Genomic DNA, 17,096 nt, shown 5'->3' with positions numbered 1-17,096 from the left:
TGCCGGGTGACAACGTGTCGATCACTGTGAAGTTGATCAACCCCATTGCGATGGAAGAAGGCTTGCGCTTCGCTATCCGCGAAGGTGGCCGCACGGTTGGCGCTGGCGTTGTTGCCAAGATCATCGCTTAATTCTTTTGTGGATCGGTGGCGCAAAGGCCTGGCCTTTGCGCTGCAGCAAGCAAACACTCACCACAAGGAATTGACATGTCATCCAAGCAAAAAATCCGCATTCGCCTGAAAGCGTTTGACTACAAATTGATCGATCAGTCCGCCGCAGAGATCGTCGACACGGCCAAGCGCACTGGCGCGATTGTCAAGGGCCCAGTGCCTTTGCCAACACGCATGAAGCGTTTTGACATCCTGCGTTCACCGCACGTCAACAAGACCAGCCGTGACCAGTTGGAAATCCGTACGCACCAGCGTTTGATGGACATCGTGGACCCTACAGACAAAACTGTGGACGCCTTGATGAAACTCGATCTGCCCGCTGGCGTGGACGTCGAAATCAAGCTGCAGTAATGCAGTTTGGGGTGGCTGAAAGGCCATCCAAAACTTGAAATAAGCCCCGACTTGCCAGAAATGGCAAGTCGGGCTATAATTTCAGGCTCACCTCTTTTGGGGTGAGATTTATTAACAGTCTTTCACACACCAAACGGGGCTGCCAATTGAAGTGGCCTCGGTGAAAGTTTTGGAGAAAACAATGAGTCTGAGCAACTCCCTCGGGTTGCTGGGTCGCAAGGTGGGCATGATGCGTCTGTTCACTGATGATGGGGATTCCGTTCCTGTCACAGTGCTGGATGTGTCTAACAACCGCGTATCCCAGGTCAAAACCCAAGAGAACGATGGCTATGTCGCTTTGCAAGTGACATTTGGTGCCCGCAAGGCATCGCGCGTGACCAAGCCTATCGCTGGTCACTTGGCCAAAGCCGGTGTTGAAGCCGGTGAAATCATTCAAGAATTCCGCGTGACCGCCGACACGGCTGCCCAGTACGCCGCAGGCGCCACTGTGCCCGTGGCTGCCGTGTTTGCTGTGGGCCAGAAAGTGGACGTGCAAGGCACTTCCATCGGTAAAGGCTTCACCGGCACGATCAAGCGTCACAACTTCAAATCGCAGCGCGCATCGCACGGTAACAGCCGTTCGCACAATGTGCCTGGTTCGATTTCGATGGCGCAAGATCCTGGCCGCGTGTTCCCTGGCAAAAAAATGTCGGGCCACCTCGGTGATGTGACTTGCACCACGCAGAACCTCGCTGTCATCCGCGTTGACGAAGCCCGTGGCCTGTTGATGGTCAAAGGTGCCATTCCTGGCTCCAAGGGTGGTTTCGTGACCGTGCGTCCCGCCATCAAAGCCAAAGGAGCGAACTGATGCAGCTCGAACTCCTGAACGACCAAGGTCAAGCCGCCTCCAAAGTGGATGCGCCCGAGACTGTGTTCGGTCGTGAATACAACGAAGCCCTGATCCACCAAATCGTGGTGGCTTATCAGGCCAATGCCCGTCAAGGCACGCGCGCTCAAAAGGACCGTGAACAAGTTCACCACTCCACCAAGAAGCCTTTTAAACAAAAAGGCACGGGTCGCGCTCGCGCTGGTATGACTTCCTCGCCTTTGTGGCGTGGCGGTGGTCGGATTTTCCCGAACATGCCCGACGAAAACTTCACCCAGAAGATCAACAAGAAGATGTACCGCGCCGGTATGGCTTCGATCTTCTCGCAGCTGGCCCGCGAAGGCCGCCTGGCTGTGGTGGATTCCTTCAAGGTTGAGACACCTAAAACAAAGCAGCTCGCTGCCAAGTTCAAGGCCATGAGTCTCGACAACGTGCTGGTGATCGCTGACGAAGTCGACGAGAACCTGTACTTGGCATCGCGCAACTTGATCAACATCCTGATTGTTGAGCCACGTTACGCCGATCCCGTGTCTTTGGTGAACTTCAAGAAAGTCCTCGTGACCAAAGGTGCCATGGACAAACTCAAGGAGATGTTTGCATGAGCGCCGTGAAGTTTGACGAAGGTCGTCTGATGTCCGTGCTGGTTGCCCCCATCGTGTCCGAAAAGGCCACCATGGTTGCAGAGAAATCCAACGCTGTGACATTCAAAGTGCTGCAGGACGCCACCAAGCCTGAAATCAAAGCCGCTGTGGAATTGATGTTCAAGGTCGAGGTCAAAGGCGTCTCTGTGGTGAATACCAAGGGCAAGACCAAGCGTTTTGGCAAGACCATTGGCCGTCGCGACAACGTTCGCAAGGCTTATGTCACGCTGCAACCAGGTCAAGAGCTGAACCTGTCCGGGGAGGCTGCGTAATCATGGCTGTCATCAAGATCAAACCGACATCCCCAGGCCGTCGTGGCGTGGTGAAGGTCACCCGTGACCACCTGCACAAAGGTGAAGGCTACGCTCCGTTGCTGGAACCCCAGCACCAGAAGTCGGGCCGTAACAACAACGGTCACATCACAACTCGCCACAAAGGCGGTGGTCACAAGCACCACTACCGCGTGGTCGACTTCAAGCGCAACAAAGATGCGATCCCGGCGAAAGTCGAGCGCATTGAGTACGATCCAAACCGCACTGCACACATTGCTTTGCTGTGCTACGCCGATGGCGAGCGCCGTTACATCATTGCCCCACGTGGCATTGAAACCGGTGCCACACTGTTGTCGGGTCCAGAAGCGCCCATCCGCGCTGGCAACACTTTGCCTATCCGCAACATCCCCGTGGGTTCGACCATCCATTGCATCGAGCTCAAGCCCGGTGCGGGTGCTCAAATCGCACGTTCGGCAGGTGCTTCGGCCACCTTGCTGGCTCGCGAAGGCATCTACGCTCAAGTGCGTATGCGCTCCGGTGAAGTTCGCAAGATCCACATCGAGTGCCGTGCAACCATCGGTGAAGTCGCCAACGAAGAACACAGCCTGCGCCAATTGGGCAAGGCCGGTGTCAAGCGTTGGATGGGTATCCGCCCAACCGTTCGTGGCGTGGCCATGAACCCTGTGGATCACCCTCACGGTGGTGGCGAAGGCCGTACCGGCGAAGGCCGTCATGCAGTAGACCCGTGGGGCAACCTCACCAAGGGCTACCGTACCCGTAACAACAAGCGCACACAGGTCATGATCGTGTCGCGTCGCAAGAAGTAAGGGTTAGACAATGACACGCTCTCTCAAAAAGGGTCCATTCGTTGACCACCATTTGTTGGCCAAGGTTGAAAAAGCCGTCGCTACCAAAGATAAAAAGCCCGTCAAGACATGGTCGCGTCGCTCCATGGTTCTGCCCGATTTCATCGGTCTGACCATCGCCGTTCACAACGGCAAGCAACACGTTCCTGTTTATGTGACCGACCAAATGGTTGGCCACAAATTGGGCGAATTCGCATTGACCCGGACATTCAAGGGTCACCCTGCGGACAAAAAAGTCCAGAAGAAATAAGGAAAGACCATGGAAACACGTGCAGTCCTCCGGGGCGTCCGTTTGTCGGTCGATAAAGGCCGCTTGGTCGCCGATTTGATTCGCGGTAAAAAAGTGGATCAAGCTCTGAACATCTTGACATTCACGCAGAAAAAAGCTGCGGGCATCGTCAAGAAGGTTCTCGAGTCCGCCATCGCCAACGCTGAGCACAACGACGGTGCCGACATCGACGAGTTGAAGGTGAAAACCATCTACGTCGAACAAGGCACCACGCTCAAGCGTTTCACAGCCCGCGCCAAAGGCCGTGGCAACCGTATCAGCAAGCCCACATGCCATGTGTATGTGACGGTCGGCAACTAAGCCAGGGAAGAAACATGGGACAAAAAATCCATCCTACCGGCTTCCGTTTGGCCGTCAGCCGTAACTGGGCCAGCCGCTGGTACGCAAGCAACAAAGACTTCGCTGGCATGCTGGCTGAAGACATCAAGGTGCGTGAGTACCTCAAGGCCAAGCTCAAGAACGCCGCGGTTTCCCGCGTGCTGATCGAGCGTCCAGCCAAGAGCGCCCGCATCACCATCTTCTCGGCTCGTCCTGGTGTGGTGATCGGTAAAAAAGGCGAAGACATCGAGTTGCTCAAGAAAGAACTCGCTGCTCGCTTGGGCGTGCCTGTCGCCGTCAACATCGAAGAAGTGCGCAAGCCCGAAATCGATGCCCAACTGATCGCTGACAGCATCACCCAACAGCTTGAAAAGCGGATCATGTTCCGCCGCGCCATGAAGCGCGCCATGCAAAACGCCATGCGTCTGGGTGCCCAAGGCATCAAGATCATGTCGGCTGGCCGTCTGAACGGTATCGAAATTGCGCGTACCGAGTGGTATCGCGAAGGCCGTGTGCCATTGCACACCCTGCGCGCTGACATCGACTACGCCACTTCCGAAGCCAAGACCACCTACGGCATCATCGGTGTCAAGGTCTGGGTCTACAAAGGTGACACCTTGGGTCGCAACGATGCTCCTGCACTGGCTGAGCCACGTGCCGAAGAAGAGCGCCGCCCACGTGGTCCTCGCCGTGACGCCCGTCCAGGTGATCGCCCAACAGGTGATCGTCGTGGTGGCCCACGTCGCCCCGCTGGCACCAACACAGCCCCCACTGACGGTAGCGACAAGCCCGCCGGTGCAGGCGGTGATGCCAAACCCGCCGTTAAGCGCGTACGCACAGTCGCCGCGCCAGCTGCAGCAGCTGACGGTCAATAAGGAGTAACAACATGCTGCAACCTGCTCGCAGAAAGTTCCGCAAGGAACAGAAAGGCCGCAACACCGGCGTCGCTACCCGTGGTAACACGGTGGCGTTCGGTGACTTCGGCCTGAAGTCCACAGACCGTGGCCGTTTGACGGCCCGCCAGATCGAAGCCGCACGCCGTGCGATTTCCCGTCACGTCAAACGTGGTGGTCGCATCTGGATTCGTGTGTTCCCTGATAAACCGATCTCCACCAAGCCTGCTGAAGTGCGTATGGGTAACGGTAAAGGTAACCCCGAGTACTACGTGGCCGAAATCCAACCCGGTAAGGTGCTCTATGAAATCGTAGGCGTGCCTGAAGAGTTGGCCCGTGAAGCCTTCAAATTGGCCGCTGCCAAGTTGCCCTTGCGTACCACTTTTGTGGCCCGCATGATTGGCCAATAATTCAGGAGAAACAAGAAATGAACGCTGCTGAATTGCGCCAAAAAGACGTTGCTGGTGTGAAAGACGAAATCAAAGCGCTGCAAAAAGCCCACTTTGGCCTTCGTATGCAAAAAGCCACGCAACAACTCGGTAACACCGGTACGCTGAGCCAGACTCGTCGTTCCATCGCCCGTGCCAAAACCATCCTTGCCCAAAAGCAAGCCGCCAAGTAAGGAGTGACCATGACGGAAGCTAAAACATCCCTCAAGCGCACCTTGATTGGCAAGGTGGTCAGCGACAAGCGCGCCAAAACCGTGACCGTGCTGGTCGAGCGTCGTGTGAAACACGCGCTCTACGGCAAGATCGTGGCCAAGTCGAGCAAGTACCACGCGCACGACGAAACAGGTCAATACCACCTGGGCGATACCATTGAAATCACGGAAAGCCGTCCGATTTCGAAGACCAAAAACTGGGTCGCTACGCGCCTGGTTCAGAAAGCTGCTGCCGTCTAAGCCCAAAAGCCTGACTGCTGCAAACTTTCAAAAAACGACCCACAATGGTGGGTCGTTTTTTTTTACCTTGGCATTCCAGCCATACAAACCAAAGGAGCACCACATGATCAAAGTCGGAGACACCCTGCCCGCAGCCACACTGATGGAATTCGTCGAAGTGGAAGGCAACGGTTGCAGCATTGGCCCCAACCCCGTGGACGTGGCCAAGGCCACAGCCGGCAAAACCATCGCCTTGTTCGCATTGCCAGGCGCATTCACACCCACTTGCTCAGCCAAGCATGTTCCCGGCTATGTTGAGAACCACGATGCCCTGAAGGCCGCGGGTGTGGACGAAATCTGGTGCGTGAGCGTGAACGATGCTTTCGTCATGGGCGCATGGGCGCGTGAGCAAAAGACCGGCGCCAAAGTGCGCATGCTGGGTGACGGCAGTGCCGACTTCAGCAAAGCCACTGGTTTGACTTTGGACCTGACCAGCCGCGGCATGGGTGTGCGCAGCAACCGTTATTCCATGTTGGTCAAAGATGGCAAAGTCGCGACCTTGAACGTAGAAGGCCCTGGCAAATTCGAAGTGAGCGATGCCGCCACCCTGCTGGCTCAAGCCAAAGGCTGAACTTGCTTCGCTGTGAAAAAGGGACCTGCGGGTCCCTTTTTTTTGCATGCCGTCAAGCGGTCAAGTTCAATCGATGTCCACTTTGAGGTAGTGCGCTCCGGCGTGGGGGTTGTGGTAGTAGGGCGGAATCTCGACAAAGCCCAAGTCCTCGTAGAGCGCCCGGGCGGATTCCATGTCGTCCAAGGTGTCCAGCAAAACACAGCTGTAACCGGCGGCACGCGCAGCGTCCAAAATCGCTTCGGTCAGCAAGCGCCCCAAGCCCTGGCCTCGTGCCGACGGCCGCACAAACAAACGCTTCATCTCAGCGGCATTGGCGTAATCCGAGGTGTCCAGAGGCCGCAGGGCACAACAACCGGCCAAAACACCGTTCAGCCAAGCGAGCAAGAGGGCGCCACGGGGTTGGGCATAGTCACCCGGCAAATCCACCAGCTCTTGCTCAAAACCTTGGAAACACAAATCAACGGCCAAAGAGGCCGCGTACTCCTGAAAAATGGCCCGGGTTTGGTTCAACTCCTCCAAGCCCTCAGCGAGGCCAATGCGAATAAGTGGTGAATGGGCAGACATGGCAATGCGTCAAAAATAAGCCACAGTGTAATGAGCGCTCAGGGGCTCAAAGACAACAAGCCCCACACGGCCACTGACGCAAGGCCCAGCAGCACCAAGGCCAAACCCCGGTGAATCGCACGGTCTTGCGACTCCGGAGCGGCCTTCGCCAAGGTTTTATGGCCATGCACCATGGCGGGCACCAAGGACAGGCGTTTTCGGAGACGGTACCAAAGCAGGGCCAGCACGTGCAAGCCCACCAAGAAAAAAACCAGCCATTGGCCCCATTGCTTGTGCCAACTGGTGGCCCATGAAACCCATGCGCCGGACACCAAGGCGGTCAAAGGACCTGCATTGGCTATCTCATCGTCACTGACCAAGCCCGTGCTCACCTGGAACGCCAAGACCAGCAACATGGCCAAGATGGACCAAGAACCCAAGGGGTTGTGACCGGGAAACGCGTGTTCAGGAGTGTGGCCCTTCAAATAGCGCCAAACAGCGAGAGGTGAAAGGGGCAGTTGCGCCCAGCGAGACCAAAAGCCACCCCAAAAGCCCCAAAGAAGACGAAAGGACAACAGGGCCAGCACCCCATAACCGAAACGGAAGTGCCAGACCATGGCGTTGCCCCCCCATTTGCCCGTGACGATCAAGCCCACCACGCACGCAGCCAAAGCCCAATGAAACAGTCGGGTGGGCAAATCCCAGATTCGGAGGGTGAACATAAACACTTTCAGCAATGCGGCATTCATCGATTTATGCCAGACTGTCACAGGATAAATCTTTTTCAAACGTTTCAAATGATGGGAGTCCAATATGAAACAAACGATCGGTCTGGTGGGGACTTTGTTGGTTTTGGCGATGAGCGTGCCTGCGCATGCGCAATTTGCCAAGCCAGAAGATGCGGTCTAGTACCGCAAAGCCACTTTCACGGTGATGGCTGCGCACTTCGGGCGTTTGGGCGCCATGGCCAGTGGCCGCGCGCCTTACGATGCCAAGGCTGCCGCCGACAATGCAGAAATCGTGGCCACGTTGGCCAAGTTGCCATGGGCGGCTTTTGGCGAAGGCACGGACAAGGGTGACACCCGTGCCAAACCCGAAATCTGGAAGGAAGCGGCCAAATACAAAGAAGCATCCGACAAGATGCAAGCTGAAATTGTCAAACTCAACACGGCCGCCAAAGCGGGCAATGTGGATGCACTGAAGGCCGCATTTGGCCCGGCGGGCGCCTCGTGCAAAGCGTGTCACGACAACTTCCGCAAGGACTGAGAAAGCCACCATTGGCGCTGATGCCAGCGCCAATGGCCCAAAGCCGGTCACATCAGGTTTCGGTCAAGAGTTTGTCGATCAACTGGTGAAGCTCGGCAAAGTCGGGCGTCCCGACAAACCGTTTCACGATCTCACCACGCTTGTTGACCAAAAAGGTGGTGGGGGTCAGTTGGACATCGCCCCACGCTCGGGCGACAGCGCCGGTGTTGTCGATGGCGACCTTGAAAGGCAATTGCCGCGATTGCGCGAAATTGACCACATAGCTGGGTGGGTCGTAGCTCATGGCCACAGCCACCGTGTCAAAGCCGCGGTCTTTGAATTTCTGGTGTGTGGCCACCAGTTCGGGCATTTCGGCGACACACGTGGTGCAGCTGGTGGCCCAGAAATTGACCAGTGCCACCTTGCCTTGTAGTTGATTGGCGTTCAGCTTGGTGCCATCGAGCAGGACGAAAGAAGATTCGGGTGCACGCTCACCCGCACACCCCAACAGGGCCACGGACAAACCGAGTGCGCCCAAGCCCATCCACAGGCGGCGACTCAAGCGTGGAGGACTCCACAAAAAATGGTGATGCTGGTTCATGGGGCAAAGTCTAATCCCATTGCCAAGCCGCAGGGGCTCAAAGCCGGGACAGCAAGCATTTCAAAAGGCCTTCGGGGTCACTGACCATGGGGTCATGGCCCGTGGCCATCTCCACCACCGTGGAGCCCGGCAGCCAAGCGCCGTTCCAAAACAAGGGGTCGACCATTCGGCGTCGGCTGACATCGATGGTGCCAAGGGGCGGCAAGGTGCAGTTGATGAACGTTCGGGGGACGCTGGCCACGCGCTGGGGGTCAAAGTCGAGCACCTGCGTGTAAGGGCCGCCTGGGTGCGGTGTTTGCCGTCTCGCCACCCACGCATGGTCGGCATCGCTCAAGCCGAATACCGCAGGGTCTGGCGCTGGAAATGCGCGCAAGGGGTGGGCCTGCGCGGCCATGATGCGGGCATCGCGCGTCGCGCTGGCGTGTGTGCTGCTCCAGCTTTCGCCGGGTTTGGGCAGCACCGCATCCAAGTAAACCAAATGGCGCAAGCGTTGTGGCCGGCGGTCGGCGACGGCGGTGCCCAGCATGCCCGCGTAGGAGTGCACGACCAAAACCACATCGTCCATCTCCTCGGCATCCATCGCGGCCATCACATCTTGGATGTGGGTTTCCAGATCAATGTCGGCTTGCAGCAAATGGGCGCGCTCTCCCACGCCTGTGAGGGTGACCGCGTGGGCCCGGTGCCCCGCCCGGACCAAACCCGGCAGCACACGCTGCCAGCACCAAGCGCCGTGCCAAGCGCCATGCACCAGCAGAAAATGGGCCATCAGATCACCCCTTTGCCGCGCAATGCGCCTTGTTGTTCTGGCGTCCACCCCAGCACTTCACGCAAGACCTCGGCCGTGTGCTGGCCCAACATGGGCGGCGGCAGATCTTGGCGCACCGGCGTCAGGCTCATCTTGATGGGGCTCGAGACCAGTTTCAAGTCCGACTGAATCGGGTGCGACCAGGTGCTGACCATGCCACGCTCTTGAACTTGGGGATCCGCAAAAACTTCCCCCAAGGTGTTGATGGCACCACAGGGCACCTTGGCGGCCTCTAATGCGCTCAGCCACACGGCTTTGGTCCGGGTGGCCATGATGGCTTCTAACTGGGGGACCAATTCGGCGCGGTGCCGTACGCGGTTGGTGTTGAGTGCGTAGCGGGGGTCTTGGGCCAGTTCGGGGTGACCGGCCACGGCGCAAAACTTGGCAAACTGCCCGTCATTGCCCACAGCCAGAATCAGGTGATCGCGGGTGCCCGGTGGGGCGCCTTCGGGGGGCATGACCTCAAAAACTTGGTACGGGACGATGTTTTGGTGCGCATTGCCTGCCCGGCCGGGTACTTTGCCGCTGACCAGGTAGTTCGAGCCCAAATTGGCGAGCATGGCCACTTGGGTGTCGAGCAGGGCCATGTCCACCTGCTGGCCTTGGCCGGTGCGCTCGACGTGGCGCAAGGCCGCCAAAATCGCCACCGTGGCGTACATGCCCGTGAACAAATCGGCCACGGCCACGCCCACTTTTTGGGGACCGCCACCCAAATCGTCGCGCTCGCCCGTGACGCTCATCAAGCCGCCAATGCCTTGCACGGCGTAGTCATAACCGGCGCGTTCGCGGTAGGGGCCGGTTTGGCCAAAGCCCGTCACGCTGCAGTACACCAGTTTGGGGTTCAGGGCGCTCAGGCTCGCGTAGTCCAGGCCATAGCGGGCCATGTCGCCCACCTTGAAGTTCTCCACAAACACGTCGCAGTGCTGCACCAACTCGCGGATCAGGGCTTGGCCCTCGGGCTGGGCAATGTCGCAGGTCAAGGACCGTTTGTTGCGGTTGGCGCCGAGGTAGTAAGCCGCTTCAGCCGTGTCTTGGCCTTGTGCGTCTTTCAAAAATGGGGGACCCCAAGTGCGGGTGTCATCGCCCGTGCCTGGGCGCTCAATTTTGATGACATCGGCCCCCAGGTCGGCCAAAGTCTGTGTACACCAAGGGCCCGCCAATACGCGGGAGAGGTCGAGAACGCGGATGCCGTCAAGTGAATTCATGGTCCACATTGTCCCCAAAACCAGAGGCCGCCGCTGATCAGGATAATCACCCCATGCAAATCCATTTTTTGGCGCTCTGTGCCAGTTTGATACTCGCTCTGAATTTAGGCGCCTGCAGCCCTGGCCAAAACTGGCGCGATGTCGGTCTCGAAGGCAGTGCTCTCAAAGCGCAATTGCCTTGCAAGCCAGATAAAACCACGCGCAGCGTGCCCTTAGGGGGCCATCCGGTGGACTTGCACATGGTGGGTTGCGAGAGTGGCTCGGCCATGGTGGCGGTGATGACAGCGCTTTTGCCGGCCGGAGCCGATGCCAATGCCGTCTTGCTGGGCTGGCAAAAAGCCACCCTGGACAACGCCCGTGTGCAGCCCGGTCAGGCAACGGGGCGGCAAACTTGGCACCGCCCGGGACATTTGCCCCTGAGCGCGTCACTGCGGCTGCAGGCAACGGGATTGCGGGCCAACGGAGAGCCTGTGCGCATGGACGCGGTGTGGGGCGCTGTCGCCGAGGGTGACCGGGTCCGCCTGGTCCATGCTGTGCTGTATGACGCCAAAATCCAACCCGAGATGGCTACTACCTTGTTTGACGGGATCCAGCCATGAGCGCGTCCGATGCCTCTCGCGCCGAGCATTTGCCGCGCCGCATGGCGGTGGTGGTGTTCTTGGCCTTCGCGCTGGCCTACTTTTTTTCAGCCTTGGTGCGGGCCATCACCGCCACCTTGTCGCCCACACTGACCACCGAATTCAACCTGAGCGCCCAAGATTTGGGACTCTTGGCCGGGGGCTACTTTTTGGGTTTTTCGCTCACGCAATTGCCTTTGGGTCGATGGCTGGACCAGCATGGCCCCAAAAAAGTCATTCTGGCTTTTTTGACTTTGGCCGTGTTGGGTTGCTTGGCATTTTCTTGGGCCGACAGTTTCCACGGCTTGTTGGCGGCGCGGGTGCTGTGCGGCATGGGCGTGAGTGCCTGTTTGATGGCCCCGCTCACGGGCTATCGCCGCTGGTTTGACGCCAGCACCCAGCTGCGCACCAACTCATGGATGCTGATGACGGGCTCTTTGGGCATGTTGGCCGCCACCTTGCCGGTTCAGTGGCTCATGCCCATTTGGGGTTGGCGTGCGCTTTTTGTCATTTTGGGCGTGATGATCGCCTTGGCCATGCTGCTCATTGCCTTGTTGGTGCCGGTTTGGCAAAAAGCAGGCATGGGCGCCGCGCAGAGACCGGCCGACGACGATGGCAGTTACCGTGAGATCTGGCGCAGTGCGTATTTTTGGCGCATGACCCCGCTGGGCTTTTTCAGCTATGGCGGCATGGTGGCCATTCAGACGCTGTGGGCGGGGCCTTGGATGACCCAAGTGGCGGGGTGGACAGCCTCTGAAGCCGCATCGGGACTTTTCCTGATCAACCTGTCCATGCTGGTGACATTTTGGTTGTGGGGTTTGATCACGCCTGGCTTGGCCCGCAAAGGCATCCCTGTGGAGCGTTTGATCGCGTGGGGCCTGCCTTTGAGTTTCGCCGTCATTGGCACACTGGTGTGGGCCGGGCCTGCCATTGGTGGCGGGGCGGCTGTGGGCTTGGCCTTGCTGTGCACGACCAGTACTTTTGTGGCCTTGGCCCAGCCAGCGGTCGGCATGGCCTTCCCCTCGCATTTGGCGGGGCGTGCGCTGTCGGCCTACAACTTGGTGATCTTTGCCGGCATCTTTGTGGTGCAGTGGGGTATTGGGCTGTTGGTCGATGCCGGACGCGCCTTGGGTTTGGCCCATGCACAGGCCTACCAGTTGGCGCTGGCCTGTTTTGGGCTCAGCTCGGTGTGCTCCTGGGCTTATTTCATGCTTAAAAAGCCGGCGCAGGCCCGATAATCCCAGCCATCATGATCGGTATCCTCATCATTGCCCACGCCCCTTTGGCTACTGCTTTGCGGGAATGTGCCTTGCACGTCTTTCCCGATTGCGCAGAAGTTGTGCGTGCACTGGATGTTTTGCCGGATGACGCGCCCGAACAAAGTCTGAACTTGGCCCGAGAAGCCCTGAGCGCTTTGGGGACTGAGGAGGTGCTGCTGCTGAGCGATGTGTTCGGTGCCACGCCGTGCAATGTGGCCCAGCAACTGGGCAATGGCCACAACACGCGTTTGGTGGCTGGCGCCAATTTGCCCATGTTGTTGCGCAGCGTCTGCTACCGCCACGAAAGCCTCGAGCTGCTCGCCGCACGCGCCCAAGCCGGCGGCACCCAAGGCGTGATGCCTGTGGGCAGCACCGCACCCCAAAATCAAACTGGACAGAGACATGCCCCAAGCCACCGTGACCATCAGCAATAAATTGGGTTTGCACGCCCGTGCATCGGCCAAGTTGACCAAGCTGGCGGGCAGTTTTCCTTGTGAGGTGTGGCTCAGCAAAGGCGAGCGCCGCATCAACGCCAAAAGCATCATGGGCGTGATGATGCTGGCGGCCGGCTTGGGCAGCGAGGTGGTGTTGGACACGGCAGGCGAACGCGATGAAGAGGCGCTGCAGGCCTTGTTGGCCCTGATCAACGACAAATTTGGCGAAGGCGAATAAGCCATGACCTTCAGCATCCATGGCTTGGCGGTGGCACGTGGCATCGCCATTGGCCGTGCGGTTCTGGTGGCCTCCAGCCGGGTCGACGTCGCACATTACTTTGTGACCCCCGACCAAGTCGGCGCAGAAATCCAACGCTTGCGCGTGGCCCGCGATGCCGTGGTCGATGAGCTGCAGCGCCTGCAAAAAGACATGCCCAAGGACGCGCCCCACGAGCTGGCCGCTTTGCTGGACGTGCACCTCATGTTGCTGCAAGACGAAGAGCTCACGGCAGGGGTTGTGCAGTGGATCAAAACGCGCCTGTACAACGCCGAATGGGCCCTGACCAGCCAGTTGGAGATCATCGTTCGCCAATTTGAGGAGATGGAAGACCCCTACTTGCGCGAGCGCAAAGCCGACATGGAACAAGTGGGTGAGCGGGTCTTGCACTGCCTCAAAGGCACCGGCTCTTTGGTGGCGCAGGCCAAGCGCCCCCAGCGCCCGCAACAAGAGTTGCAGCTGGGTGACATCGATGTGCCCCTGGTTTTGGTGGCCCACGATTTGTCGCCCGCCGACATGCTGCAGTTCAAGCAAAGTGTCTTCACCGGTTTTGTGACCGATGTGGGCGGCAAGACCTCCCACACCGCCATCGTGGCCCGCAGCCTGGACATCCCGGCCGTGGTGGGCGCGCGCACCGCGAGTCAGTTGGTCAAGCAAGACGATTGGGTCATCATCGACGGCGATGCGGGGGTGGTCATCGTGGACCCCTCGCCCATCATCTTGGCCGACTATGGTTTCAAGCAGCGCCAGGGCGATCTGGAGCGCGAACGCCTGGCCCGTTTGCGCCACACGCCGGCCGTCACGCTGGATGGTCAAAAAATCGAGTTGCTTGCCAACATTGAAATGCCCGAAGACACGCAAGCGGCCATTACCGCGGGTGCTTTGGGCGTGGGGCTTTTTCGCAGTGAATTTTTGTTCATGGGCCGCCAAGGAGACCTGCCCGATGAAGAGGCGCAATACCAAGCCTACCGCCGTGCGGTAGATGGCATGAACGGCCTGCCTGTGACCATCCGAACCGTGGACGTGGGGGCCGACAAGCCGCTGGACGACACGCGGCACGAGGCCTCCCACTTGAACCCGGCGCTGGGCTTGCGTGCCATCCGCTGGTGCTTGGCCGACCCGGCCATGTTCTTGACCCAGTTGCGCGCCATTTTGCGTGCCGCAGCCCATGGCCAAGTCAATTTGCTGATTCCTATGCTGGCGCACGGCAGCGAAATTCGCCAGACCGTGGCCTTGATAGAGCAAGCCCGGCAAGAGTTGGACCGTCGGGGCACCGCCTACGGCCCGGTTCGTTTGGGCGCGATGATCGAAATCCCGGCGGCGGCCTTGTCGCTGCGCCTGTTCCTCAAATACTTCGACTTTTTATCCATCGGCACCAACGACCTGATTCAGTACACCTTGGCGATTGACCGGGCCGACGAATCGGTGGCGCATTTGTACGACCCGATGCACCCGGCCGTGCTGCGCCTGATCGCCGACACGATTGCCGAAAGCCAGCGACAAGGCAAAAGCGTGTCGGTGTGTGGTGAGATGGCGGGTGATGTGACCATGACACGTTTGTTGCTGGGCTTGGGGCTGCGCAGCTTTTCCATGCACCCCTCGCAGATCTTGTCGGTCAAACAACAGGTGCTGCGCTCAGATTGCACCAAGCTGGCGCTGTGGGCCGAACAGGTTCTGGCGTCCGATGAACCTGCCAGTTTGGTGACGCGCTGACTGGGCGCCAGCCCCCATCAATGCTGTCCCAGCTGCCGCAAGTCCAGTGCCAATTGTTGCAGCGAGCTGACTTGCATTTTTTCCAAAATGCGTGACTTGTGCACCTTGATCGTCGCATTGCTGATGCCCAGCTGGATGGCGATTTGCTTGCTCAGCAAGCCTTCTGCCAGCAGGGCGCAAACTTCTTTTTCGCGCGCTGTCAGGGAGTTGTAGCGTTCTCTCAGCGTCAGTTGCTCGGCCAAGACATGTGAATTGAGTTTGTCCTTTTCCAGCGCGTTGGAGATCGCGGTCAGCAAGTCCTCCAGATTGAACGGCTTGAAAAGGAAATCCACGGCGCCTTGCTTCATGCCCAAAACAATCTCGCTGGATTGCCATTCGCCGCTGATGAAGACAATCGGCGTCTTGCGCCCGATCTCCATCAGCCGCTTTTGCAAGGCCACCCCCGTCATGGAGGGCATGCGCATGTCCAGCAGGATCACGGCAGGCGAGACAGGCATCGATTCCTGCAAGAACACCAGAGGGTCGTTGTAAACCTCGGTGGAATAGCCCAGCCGCTGCAATGTGTCGCTCAAAGCGGTGGCCACCACGTCGTTGTCGTCGATCACATACACATGTTTCATGGGGCACCGATGGCGGGGGGAGCTGAGGGTCAGGGCGTCATCCTAATGGCGTACGCCTTGACCCGCTATTAGCCCAAGGGCTGAGGCGAGCAGGAGCCATGGAAATCAATATTTAAGTAATAAAAATATCAAAACATTAGCCGCAGAGAGAATAGTCAAAAAACATGGTTTTTGATACTTTTGACACATTCGGCAAAAGTCTTCAAACAACCATCGTTGGTCTTTTCCAAAGGAATGGGCTCACGGTGTCAGCAACATAAGGAAACACCATGATGCTCACCATCTCTTCGCATTTGAGTCGCCCCACTGTCGCCTACGGTATGCAGCGCTGTGCCGCCTTGGCTGCCGTGGCGCTGCCCATGCTTTTTGCGCCAGCCCAAGCGCAATCCTTGGAGGGCGTGATTCGCCAAGCCTTGGTTGACTACCCCGGCATCAAGGCGGTGAACGCAGGCGTCACGGGCGCCAAAGCCGACATCGATCGCGCCAATGGTGCATTGATGCCCAGCCTGTCTCTGAACGCATCGGCCAACAAAATCAAGGAAAGCGACGCGGATCAAAAAGCCATGGCGACACCCTGGTTGACCTGGAGCGTGCCCCTCAATGGGCGCGTTCGCGCCGATATCCATCGCACCGAAATCGCCGCCAAAGTGGCGCAGGCCAAATTGCAAGTGAGCCGTGACGACATCGCCTTGCAAGCCTCCGAGGCCTGGCTGGCCGTTGTGCGTGGCCAGCACATGGTGCAACTGGCTCAACAAAACGTGACCGAGCACGGCCTCATTCTGGGCGACATTCAAAAAATCGTGGCGGTTGACGCCGGGCGCTCGCTGGACCTTGCGCAAGCCCAAGTGCGCTTGGACGCGGCCCAAACCAACCTGACCCAGCGCCAAGCCGAACTCCAGCAAGCGCAAGAAAAATTGGCCCGCTTCACGCCCGACGCCCGTCAGACCGCTGCCTTTGGCCGCTACCCCCAGTTGCCTCAAGCCGTGCCCGCTGACGCGCAGCAGGCCCTGAATGCCATGACCAGCCCGGCACTGGCCCAAGCCCAAGCCCAATTCGAAGAAGCGCAGGCCCGCGTTGACTCGGCCAAGGCCATGCACAACCCCACGCTTGACCTGAGTCTGGGCCGTCAGCACCTGGGGGCCATTGCCGGAGCCAAAACCGTGGCCACAGCCACCTTCAGCCTGCCCATTTACCAAGGTGGCCAAGTTGATGCGGGTGTGCGCTCGGCCGTGGCGCAAGCCACCGCTGCACAAGACACTTTGGCTGAAACCGAACTCGTGGTCAAAGAGCGCGTGCGACTGGCCTATGCCGATCTGGCTTCGGCACAAGCCCGCTTGAAATTGGCCGCCCAGCAGCGCACCAGTGGCGCTCAGCTCGTGTCCGGCTACAAAGAGCAATTCCGCCTGGCACGCCGCACCTTGCTGGACTTGCTCAACATCCAGAGCGAATACGCCAGCTACCAGCAAGCCGAAGCCCTGGCGCAGCACGACGTCAAAGCGGCCGAATACCGCATCACAGCCGCCTTGGGCCAATTGGCACGCAGCTACAGCGCCCAGTGATCTGATCCAGCAGCTCAGACCCTTTTCCGGCATCGAATTTCG

Annotated in this window: 24 protein-coding genes and 2 pseudogenes; 20 read left to right on the top strand and 6 right to left on the bottom strand. The window is 58.8% G+C overall.

Annotation, left to right across the window (positions count from 1 at the left end):
• From B9Z31_RS14200 to B9Z31_RS14140, 13 genes and pseudogenes are all read left to right on the top strand, one after another.
• Positions 1-131: pseudogene (locus B9Z31_RS14200) on the top strand (elongation factor Tu); the annotation flags it as partial.
• A gap of 75 nt (positions 132-206) precedes the next feature.
• Complete coding sequence (gene rpsJ / locus B9Z31_RS14195) at positions 207-521, top strand: 30S ribosomal protein S10 (RefSeq protein WP_019426908.1); 315 nt, start codon at positions 207-209, stop codon at positions 519-521.
• A gap of 181 nt (positions 522-702) precedes the next feature.
• On the top strand, positions 703-1,368 hold the full coding sequence (rplC, locus tag B9Z31_RS14190) for a 50S ribosomal protein L3 (protein WP_100120208.1): 666 nt from the start codon (positions 703-705) through the stop codon (positions 1,366-1,368).
• Positions 1,368-1,988: a 50S ribosomal protein L4 gene (rplD, locus tag B9Z31_RS14185; protein WP_019426906.1), complete on the top strand. Its 621-nt coding sequence runs from the start codon at positions 1,368-1,370 to the stop codon at positions 1,986-1,988. Before rplC ends, rplD begins: the two co-directional genes overlap by 1 nt.
• The gene (gene rplW, locus B9Z31_RS14180; protein ID WP_053172819.1) at positions 1,985-2,299 is read left to right on the top strand and encodes a 50S ribosomal protein L23; all 315 of its coding nucleotides are present in this window, start codon (positions 1,985-1,987) and stop codon (positions 2,297-2,299) included. Before rplD ends, rplW begins: the two co-directional genes overlap by 4 nt.
• Before the next feature lie 2 nt (positions 2,300-2,301).
• Positions 2,302-3,126 carry a 50S ribosomal protein L2 gene (rplB, locus tag B9Z31_RS14175; protein WP_100120207.1) on the top strand — a complete coding sequence of 275 codons (825 nt, stop codon included), beginning with the start codon at positions 2,302-2,304 and terminating at the stop codon, positions 3,124-3,126.
• Between the two features lie 10 nt (positions 3,127-3,136).
• Positions 3,137-3,415, top strand: coding sequence for a 30S ribosomal protein S19 (gene rpsS / locus B9Z31_RS14170; RefSeq protein ID WP_007847809.1), 279 nt, complete (start codon positions 3,137-3,139; stop codon positions 3,413-3,415).
• Positions 3,416-3,424: 9 nt separating this feature from the next.
• On the top strand, positions 3,425-3,754 hold the full coding sequence (gene rplV, locus B9Z31_RS14165; RefSeq protein ID WP_019426902.1) for a 50S ribosomal protein L22: 330 nt from the start codon (positions 3,425-3,427) through the stop codon (positions 3,752-3,754).
• A 14-nt stretch (positions 3,755-3,768) separates the two neighbouring features.
• Complete coding sequence (rpsC, locus tag B9Z31_RS14160) at positions 3,769-4,647, top strand: 30S ribosomal protein S3 (RefSeq protein ID WP_100120206.1); 879 nt, start codon at positions 3,769-3,771, stop codon at positions 4,645-4,647.
• 11 nt (positions 4,648-4,658) lie between these two features.
• The gene (gene rplP, locus B9Z31_RS14155) at positions 4,659-5,075 is read left to right on the top strand and encodes a 50S ribosomal protein L16 (protein WP_019426900.1); all 417 of its coding nucleotides are present in this window, start codon (positions 4,659-4,661) and stop codon (positions 5,073-5,075) included.
• 17 nt (positions 5,076-5,092) lie between these two features.
• Positions 5,093-5,287 (top strand): 50S ribosomal protein L29, encoded by a 195-nt coding sequence (gene rpmC, locus B9Z31_RS14150; protein ID WP_090044301.1) that lies wholly within the window; start codon positions 5,093-5,095, stop codon positions 5,285-5,287.
• 9 nt (positions 5,288-5,296) lie between these two features.
• Positions 5,297-5,566 (top strand): 30S ribosomal protein S17, encoded by a 270-nt coding sequence (gene rpsQ / locus B9Z31_RS14145; RefSeq protein ID WP_100120205.1) that lies wholly within the window; start codon positions 5,297-5,299, stop codon positions 5,564-5,566.
• Positions 5,567-5,669: 103 nt separating this feature from the next.
• Complete coding sequence (locus B9Z31_RS14140; RefSeq protein WP_100120204.1) at positions 5,670-6,176, top strand: peroxiredoxin; 507 nt, start codon at positions 5,670-5,672, stop codon at positions 6,174-6,176.
• Between the two features lie 66 nt (positions 6,177-6,242).
• On the opposite strand, the gene B9Z31_RS14135 is transcribed toward B9Z31_RS14140, so the two are convergent.
• A complete protein-coding gene (locus B9Z31_RS14135; RefSeq protein WP_100120203.1) occupies positions 6,243-6,740 on the bottom strand; it encodes a GNAT family N-acetyltransferase in 498 nt (165 codons plus the stop codon).
• Positions 6,741-6,778: 38 nt separating this feature from the next.
• The gene (locus B9Z31_RS14130) at positions 6,779-7,441 is read right to left on the bottom strand and encodes a cytochrome b/b6 domain-containing protein (RefSeq protein WP_233200984.1); all 663 of its coding nucleotides are present in this window, start codon (positions 7,439-7,441) and stop codon (positions 6,779-6,781) included.
• A gap of 91 nt (positions 7,442-7,532) precedes the next feature.
• Here B9Z31_RS14130 and B9Z31_RS14125 point away from each other — a divergent pair.
• Positions 7,533-7,985, top strand: a pseudogene (locus B9Z31_RS14125) (cytochrome c).
• A 52-nt stretch (positions 7,986-8,037) separates the two neighbouring features.
• Here the strand turns inward: B9Z31_RS14125 and B9Z31_RS14120 are convergent.
• The 3 genes from B9Z31_RS14120 to B9Z31_RS14110 all read right to left on the bottom strand — a co-directional run bounded on the left by B9Z31_RS14120 (position 8,038) and on the right by B9Z31_RS14110 (position 10,575).
• A complete protein-coding gene (locus B9Z31_RS14120) occupies positions 8,038-8,508 on the bottom strand; it encodes a TlpA disulfide reductase family protein (RefSeq protein ID WP_100120201.1) in 471 nt (156 codons plus the stop codon).
• Between the two features lie 94 nt (positions 8,509-8,602).
• Positions 8,603-9,331, bottom strand: coding sequence for an alpha/beta fold hydrolase (locus B9Z31_RS14115; RefSeq protein WP_100120200.1), 729 nt, complete (start codon positions 9,329-9,331; stop codon positions 8,603-8,605).
• Positions 9,331-10,575, bottom strand: a complete 1,245-nt coding sequence (locus tag B9Z31_RS14110) for a CaiB/BaiF CoA-transferase family protein (RefSeq protein ID WP_100120199.1) — start codon at positions 10,573-10,575, stop codon at positions 9,331-9,333. Before B9Z31_RS14110 ends, B9Z31_RS14115 begins: the two co-directional genes overlap by 1 nt.
• Before the next feature lie 53 nt (positions 10,576-10,628).
• Here B9Z31_RS14110 and B9Z31_RS14105 point away from each other — a divergent pair, with 53 nt between their 5' ends.
• The 5 genes from B9Z31_RS14105 to ptsP are packed head-to-tail and all read left to right on the top strand — an operon-like array spanning position 10,629 to position 14,875.
• Entirely contained in the window at positions 10,629-11,174 is a 546-nt protein-coding gene (locus tag B9Z31_RS14105; RefSeq protein WP_100120198.1) for a hypothetical protein, read from the top strand.
• Positions 11,171-12,430: an MFS transporter gene (locus B9Z31_RS14100; protein ID WP_100120197.1), complete on the top strand. Its 1,260-nt coding sequence runs from the start codon at positions 11,171-11,173 to the stop codon at positions 12,428-12,430. The genes B9Z31_RS14105 and B9Z31_RS14100 overlap by 4 nt, the downstream gene beginning before the upstream one ends.
• Positions 12,431-12,441: 11 nt before the next feature.
• On the top strand, positions 12,442-12,885 hold the full coding sequence (locus tag B9Z31_RS14095; RefSeq protein WP_100120196.1) for a PTS sugar transporter subunit IIA: 444 nt from the start codon (positions 12,442-12,444) through the stop codon (positions 12,883-12,885).
• Entirely contained in the window at positions 12,854-13,123 is a 270-nt protein-coding gene (locus B9Z31_RS14090; RefSeq protein WP_100120195.1) for an HPr family phosphocarrier protein, read from the top strand. Before B9Z31_RS14095 ends, B9Z31_RS14090 begins: the two co-directional genes overlap by 32 nt.
• A 3-nt stretch (positions 13,124-13,126) precedes the next feature.
• Positions 13,127-14,875: a phosphoenolpyruvate--protein phosphotransferase gene (gene ptsP / locus B9Z31_RS14085; protein WP_100120194.1), complete on the top strand. Its 1,749-nt coding sequence runs from the start codon at positions 13,127-13,129 to the stop codon at positions 14,873-14,875.
• Between the two features lie 17 nt (positions 14,876-14,892).
• On the opposite strand, the gene B9Z31_RS14080 is transcribed toward ptsP, so the two are convergent.
• Entirely contained in the window at positions 14,893-15,495 is a 603-nt protein-coding gene (locus tag B9Z31_RS14080; protein WP_100120193.1) for a response regulator transcription factor, read from the bottom strand.
• A gap of 269 nt (positions 15,496-15,764) precedes the next feature.
• Here B9Z31_RS14080 and B9Z31_RS14075 point away from each other — a divergent pair, with 269 nt between their 5' ends.
• Positions 15,765-17,054 (top strand): TolC family protein, encoded by a 1,290-nt coding sequence (locus B9Z31_RS14075; RefSeq protein ID WP_100120192.1) that lies wholly within the window; start codon positions 15,765-15,767, stop codon positions 17,052-17,054.
• The last annotated feature ends 42 nt before the right edge of the window (positions 17,055-17,096 follow it).

The organism is Limnohabitans sp. G3-2, from assembly GCF_002778275.1.
GTDB lineage: Bacteria > Pseudomonadota > Gammaproteobacteria > Burkholderiales > Burkholderiaceae_C > Limnohabitans_A.
The sequence above is the reverse complement of the archived record's forward strand: the minus strand, read 5'-3'. Positions and strand labels throughout refer to the sequence as shown.

What these genes read in the sequence shown, in the direction of transcription:
- rpsJ (WP_019426908.1), top strand. Translation starts at nt 207, where the DNA reads ATGTCATCCAAGCAAAAAATCCGCATTCGCCTGAAAGCGTTTGACTAC.
- rplC (WP_100120208.1), top strand. Translation starts at nt 703, where the DNA reads ATGAGTCTGAGCAACTCCCTCGGGTTGCTGGGTCGCAAGGTGGGCATG.
- rplD (WP_019426906.1), top strand. Translation starts at nt 1,368, where the DNA reads ATGCAGCTCGAACTCCTGAACGACCAAGGTCAAGCCGCCTCCAAAGTG.
- rplW (WP_053172819.1), top strand. Translation starts at nt 1,985, where the DNA reads ATGAGCGCCGTGAAGTTTGACGAAGGTCGTCTGATGTCCGTGCTGGTT.
- rplB (WP_100120207.1), top strand. Translation starts at nt 2,302, where the DNA reads ATGGCTGTCATCAAGATCAAACCGACATCCCCAGGCCGTCGTGGCGTG.
- rpsS (WP_007847809.1), top strand. Translation starts at nt 3,137, where the DNA reads ATGACACGCTCTCTCAAAAAGGGTCCATTCGTTGACCACCATTTGTTG.
- rplV (WP_019426902.1), top strand. Translation starts at nt 3,425, where the DNA reads ATGGAAACACGTGCAGTCCTCCGGGGCGTCCGTTTGTCGGTCGATAAA.
- rpsC (WP_100120206.1), top strand. Translation starts at nt 3,769, where the DNA reads ATGGGACAAAAAATCCATCCTACCGGCTTCCGTTTGGCCGTCAGCCGT.
- rplP (WP_019426900.1), top strand. Translation starts at nt 4,659, where the DNA reads ATGCTGCAACCTGCTCGCAGAAAGTTCCGCAAGGAACAGAAAGGCCGC.
- rpmC (WP_090044301.1), top strand. Translation starts at nt 5,093, where the DNA reads ATGAACGCTGCTGAATTGCGCCAAAAAGACGTTGCTGGTGTGAAAGAC.
- rpsQ (WP_100120205.1), top strand. Translation starts at nt 5,297, where the DNA reads ATGACGGAAGCTAAAACATCCCTCAAGCGCACCTTGATTGGCAAGGTG.
- B9Z31_RS14140 (WP_100120204.1), top strand. Translation starts at nt 5,670, where the DNA reads ATGATCAAAGTCGGAGACACCCTGCCCGCAGCCACACTGATGGAATTC.
- B9Z31_RS14135 (WP_100120203.1), bottom strand. Translation starts at nt 6,740, where the DNA reads ATGTCTGCCCATTCACCACTTATTCGCATTGGCCTCGCTGAGGGCTTG.
- B9Z31_RS14130 (WP_233200984.1), bottom strand. Translation starts at nt 7,441, where the DNA reads ATGTTCACCCTCCGAATCTGGGATTTGCCCACCCGACTGTTTCATTGG.
- B9Z31_RS14120 (WP_100120201.1), bottom strand. Translation starts at nt 8,508, where the DNA reads ATGGGCTTGGGCGCACTCGGTTTGTCCGTGGCCCTGTTGGGGTGTGCG.
- B9Z31_RS14115 (WP_100120200.1), bottom strand. Translation starts at nt 9,331, where the DNA reads ATGGCCCATTTTCTGCTGGTGCATGGCGCTTGGCACGGCGCTTGGTGC.
- B9Z31_RS14110 (WP_100120199.1), bottom strand. Translation starts at nt 10,575, where the DNA reads ATGAATTCACTTGACGGCATCCGCGTTCTCGACCTCTCCCGCGTATTG.
- B9Z31_RS14105 (WP_100120198.1), top strand. Translation starts at nt 10,629, where the DNA reads ATGCAAATCCATTTTTTGGCGCTCTGTGCCAGTTTGATACTCGCTCTG.
- B9Z31_RS14100 (WP_100120197.1), top strand. Translation starts at nt 11,171, where the DNA reads ATGAGCGCGTCCGATGCCTCTCGCGCCGAGCATTTGCCGCGCCGCATG.
- B9Z31_RS14095 (WP_100120196.1), top strand. Translation starts at nt 12,442, where the DNA reads ATGATCGGTATCCTCATCATTGCCCACGCCCCTTTGGCTACTGCTTTG.
- B9Z31_RS14090 (WP_100120195.1), top strand. Translation starts at nt 12,854, where the DNA reads ATGCCCCAAGCCACCGTGACCATCAGCAATAAATTGGGTTTGCACGCC.
- ptsP (WP_100120194.1), top strand. Translation starts at nt 13,127, where the DNA reads ATGACCTTCAGCATCCATGGCTTGGCGGTGGCACGTGGCATCGCCATT.
- B9Z31_RS14080 (WP_100120193.1), bottom strand. Translation starts at nt 15,495, where the DNA reads ATGAAACATGTGTATGTGATCGACGACAACGACGTGGTGGCCACCGCT.
- B9Z31_RS14075 (WP_100120192.1), top strand. Translation starts at nt 15,765, where the DNA reads ATGATGCTCACCATCTCTTCGCATTTGAGTCGCCCCACTGTCGCCTAC.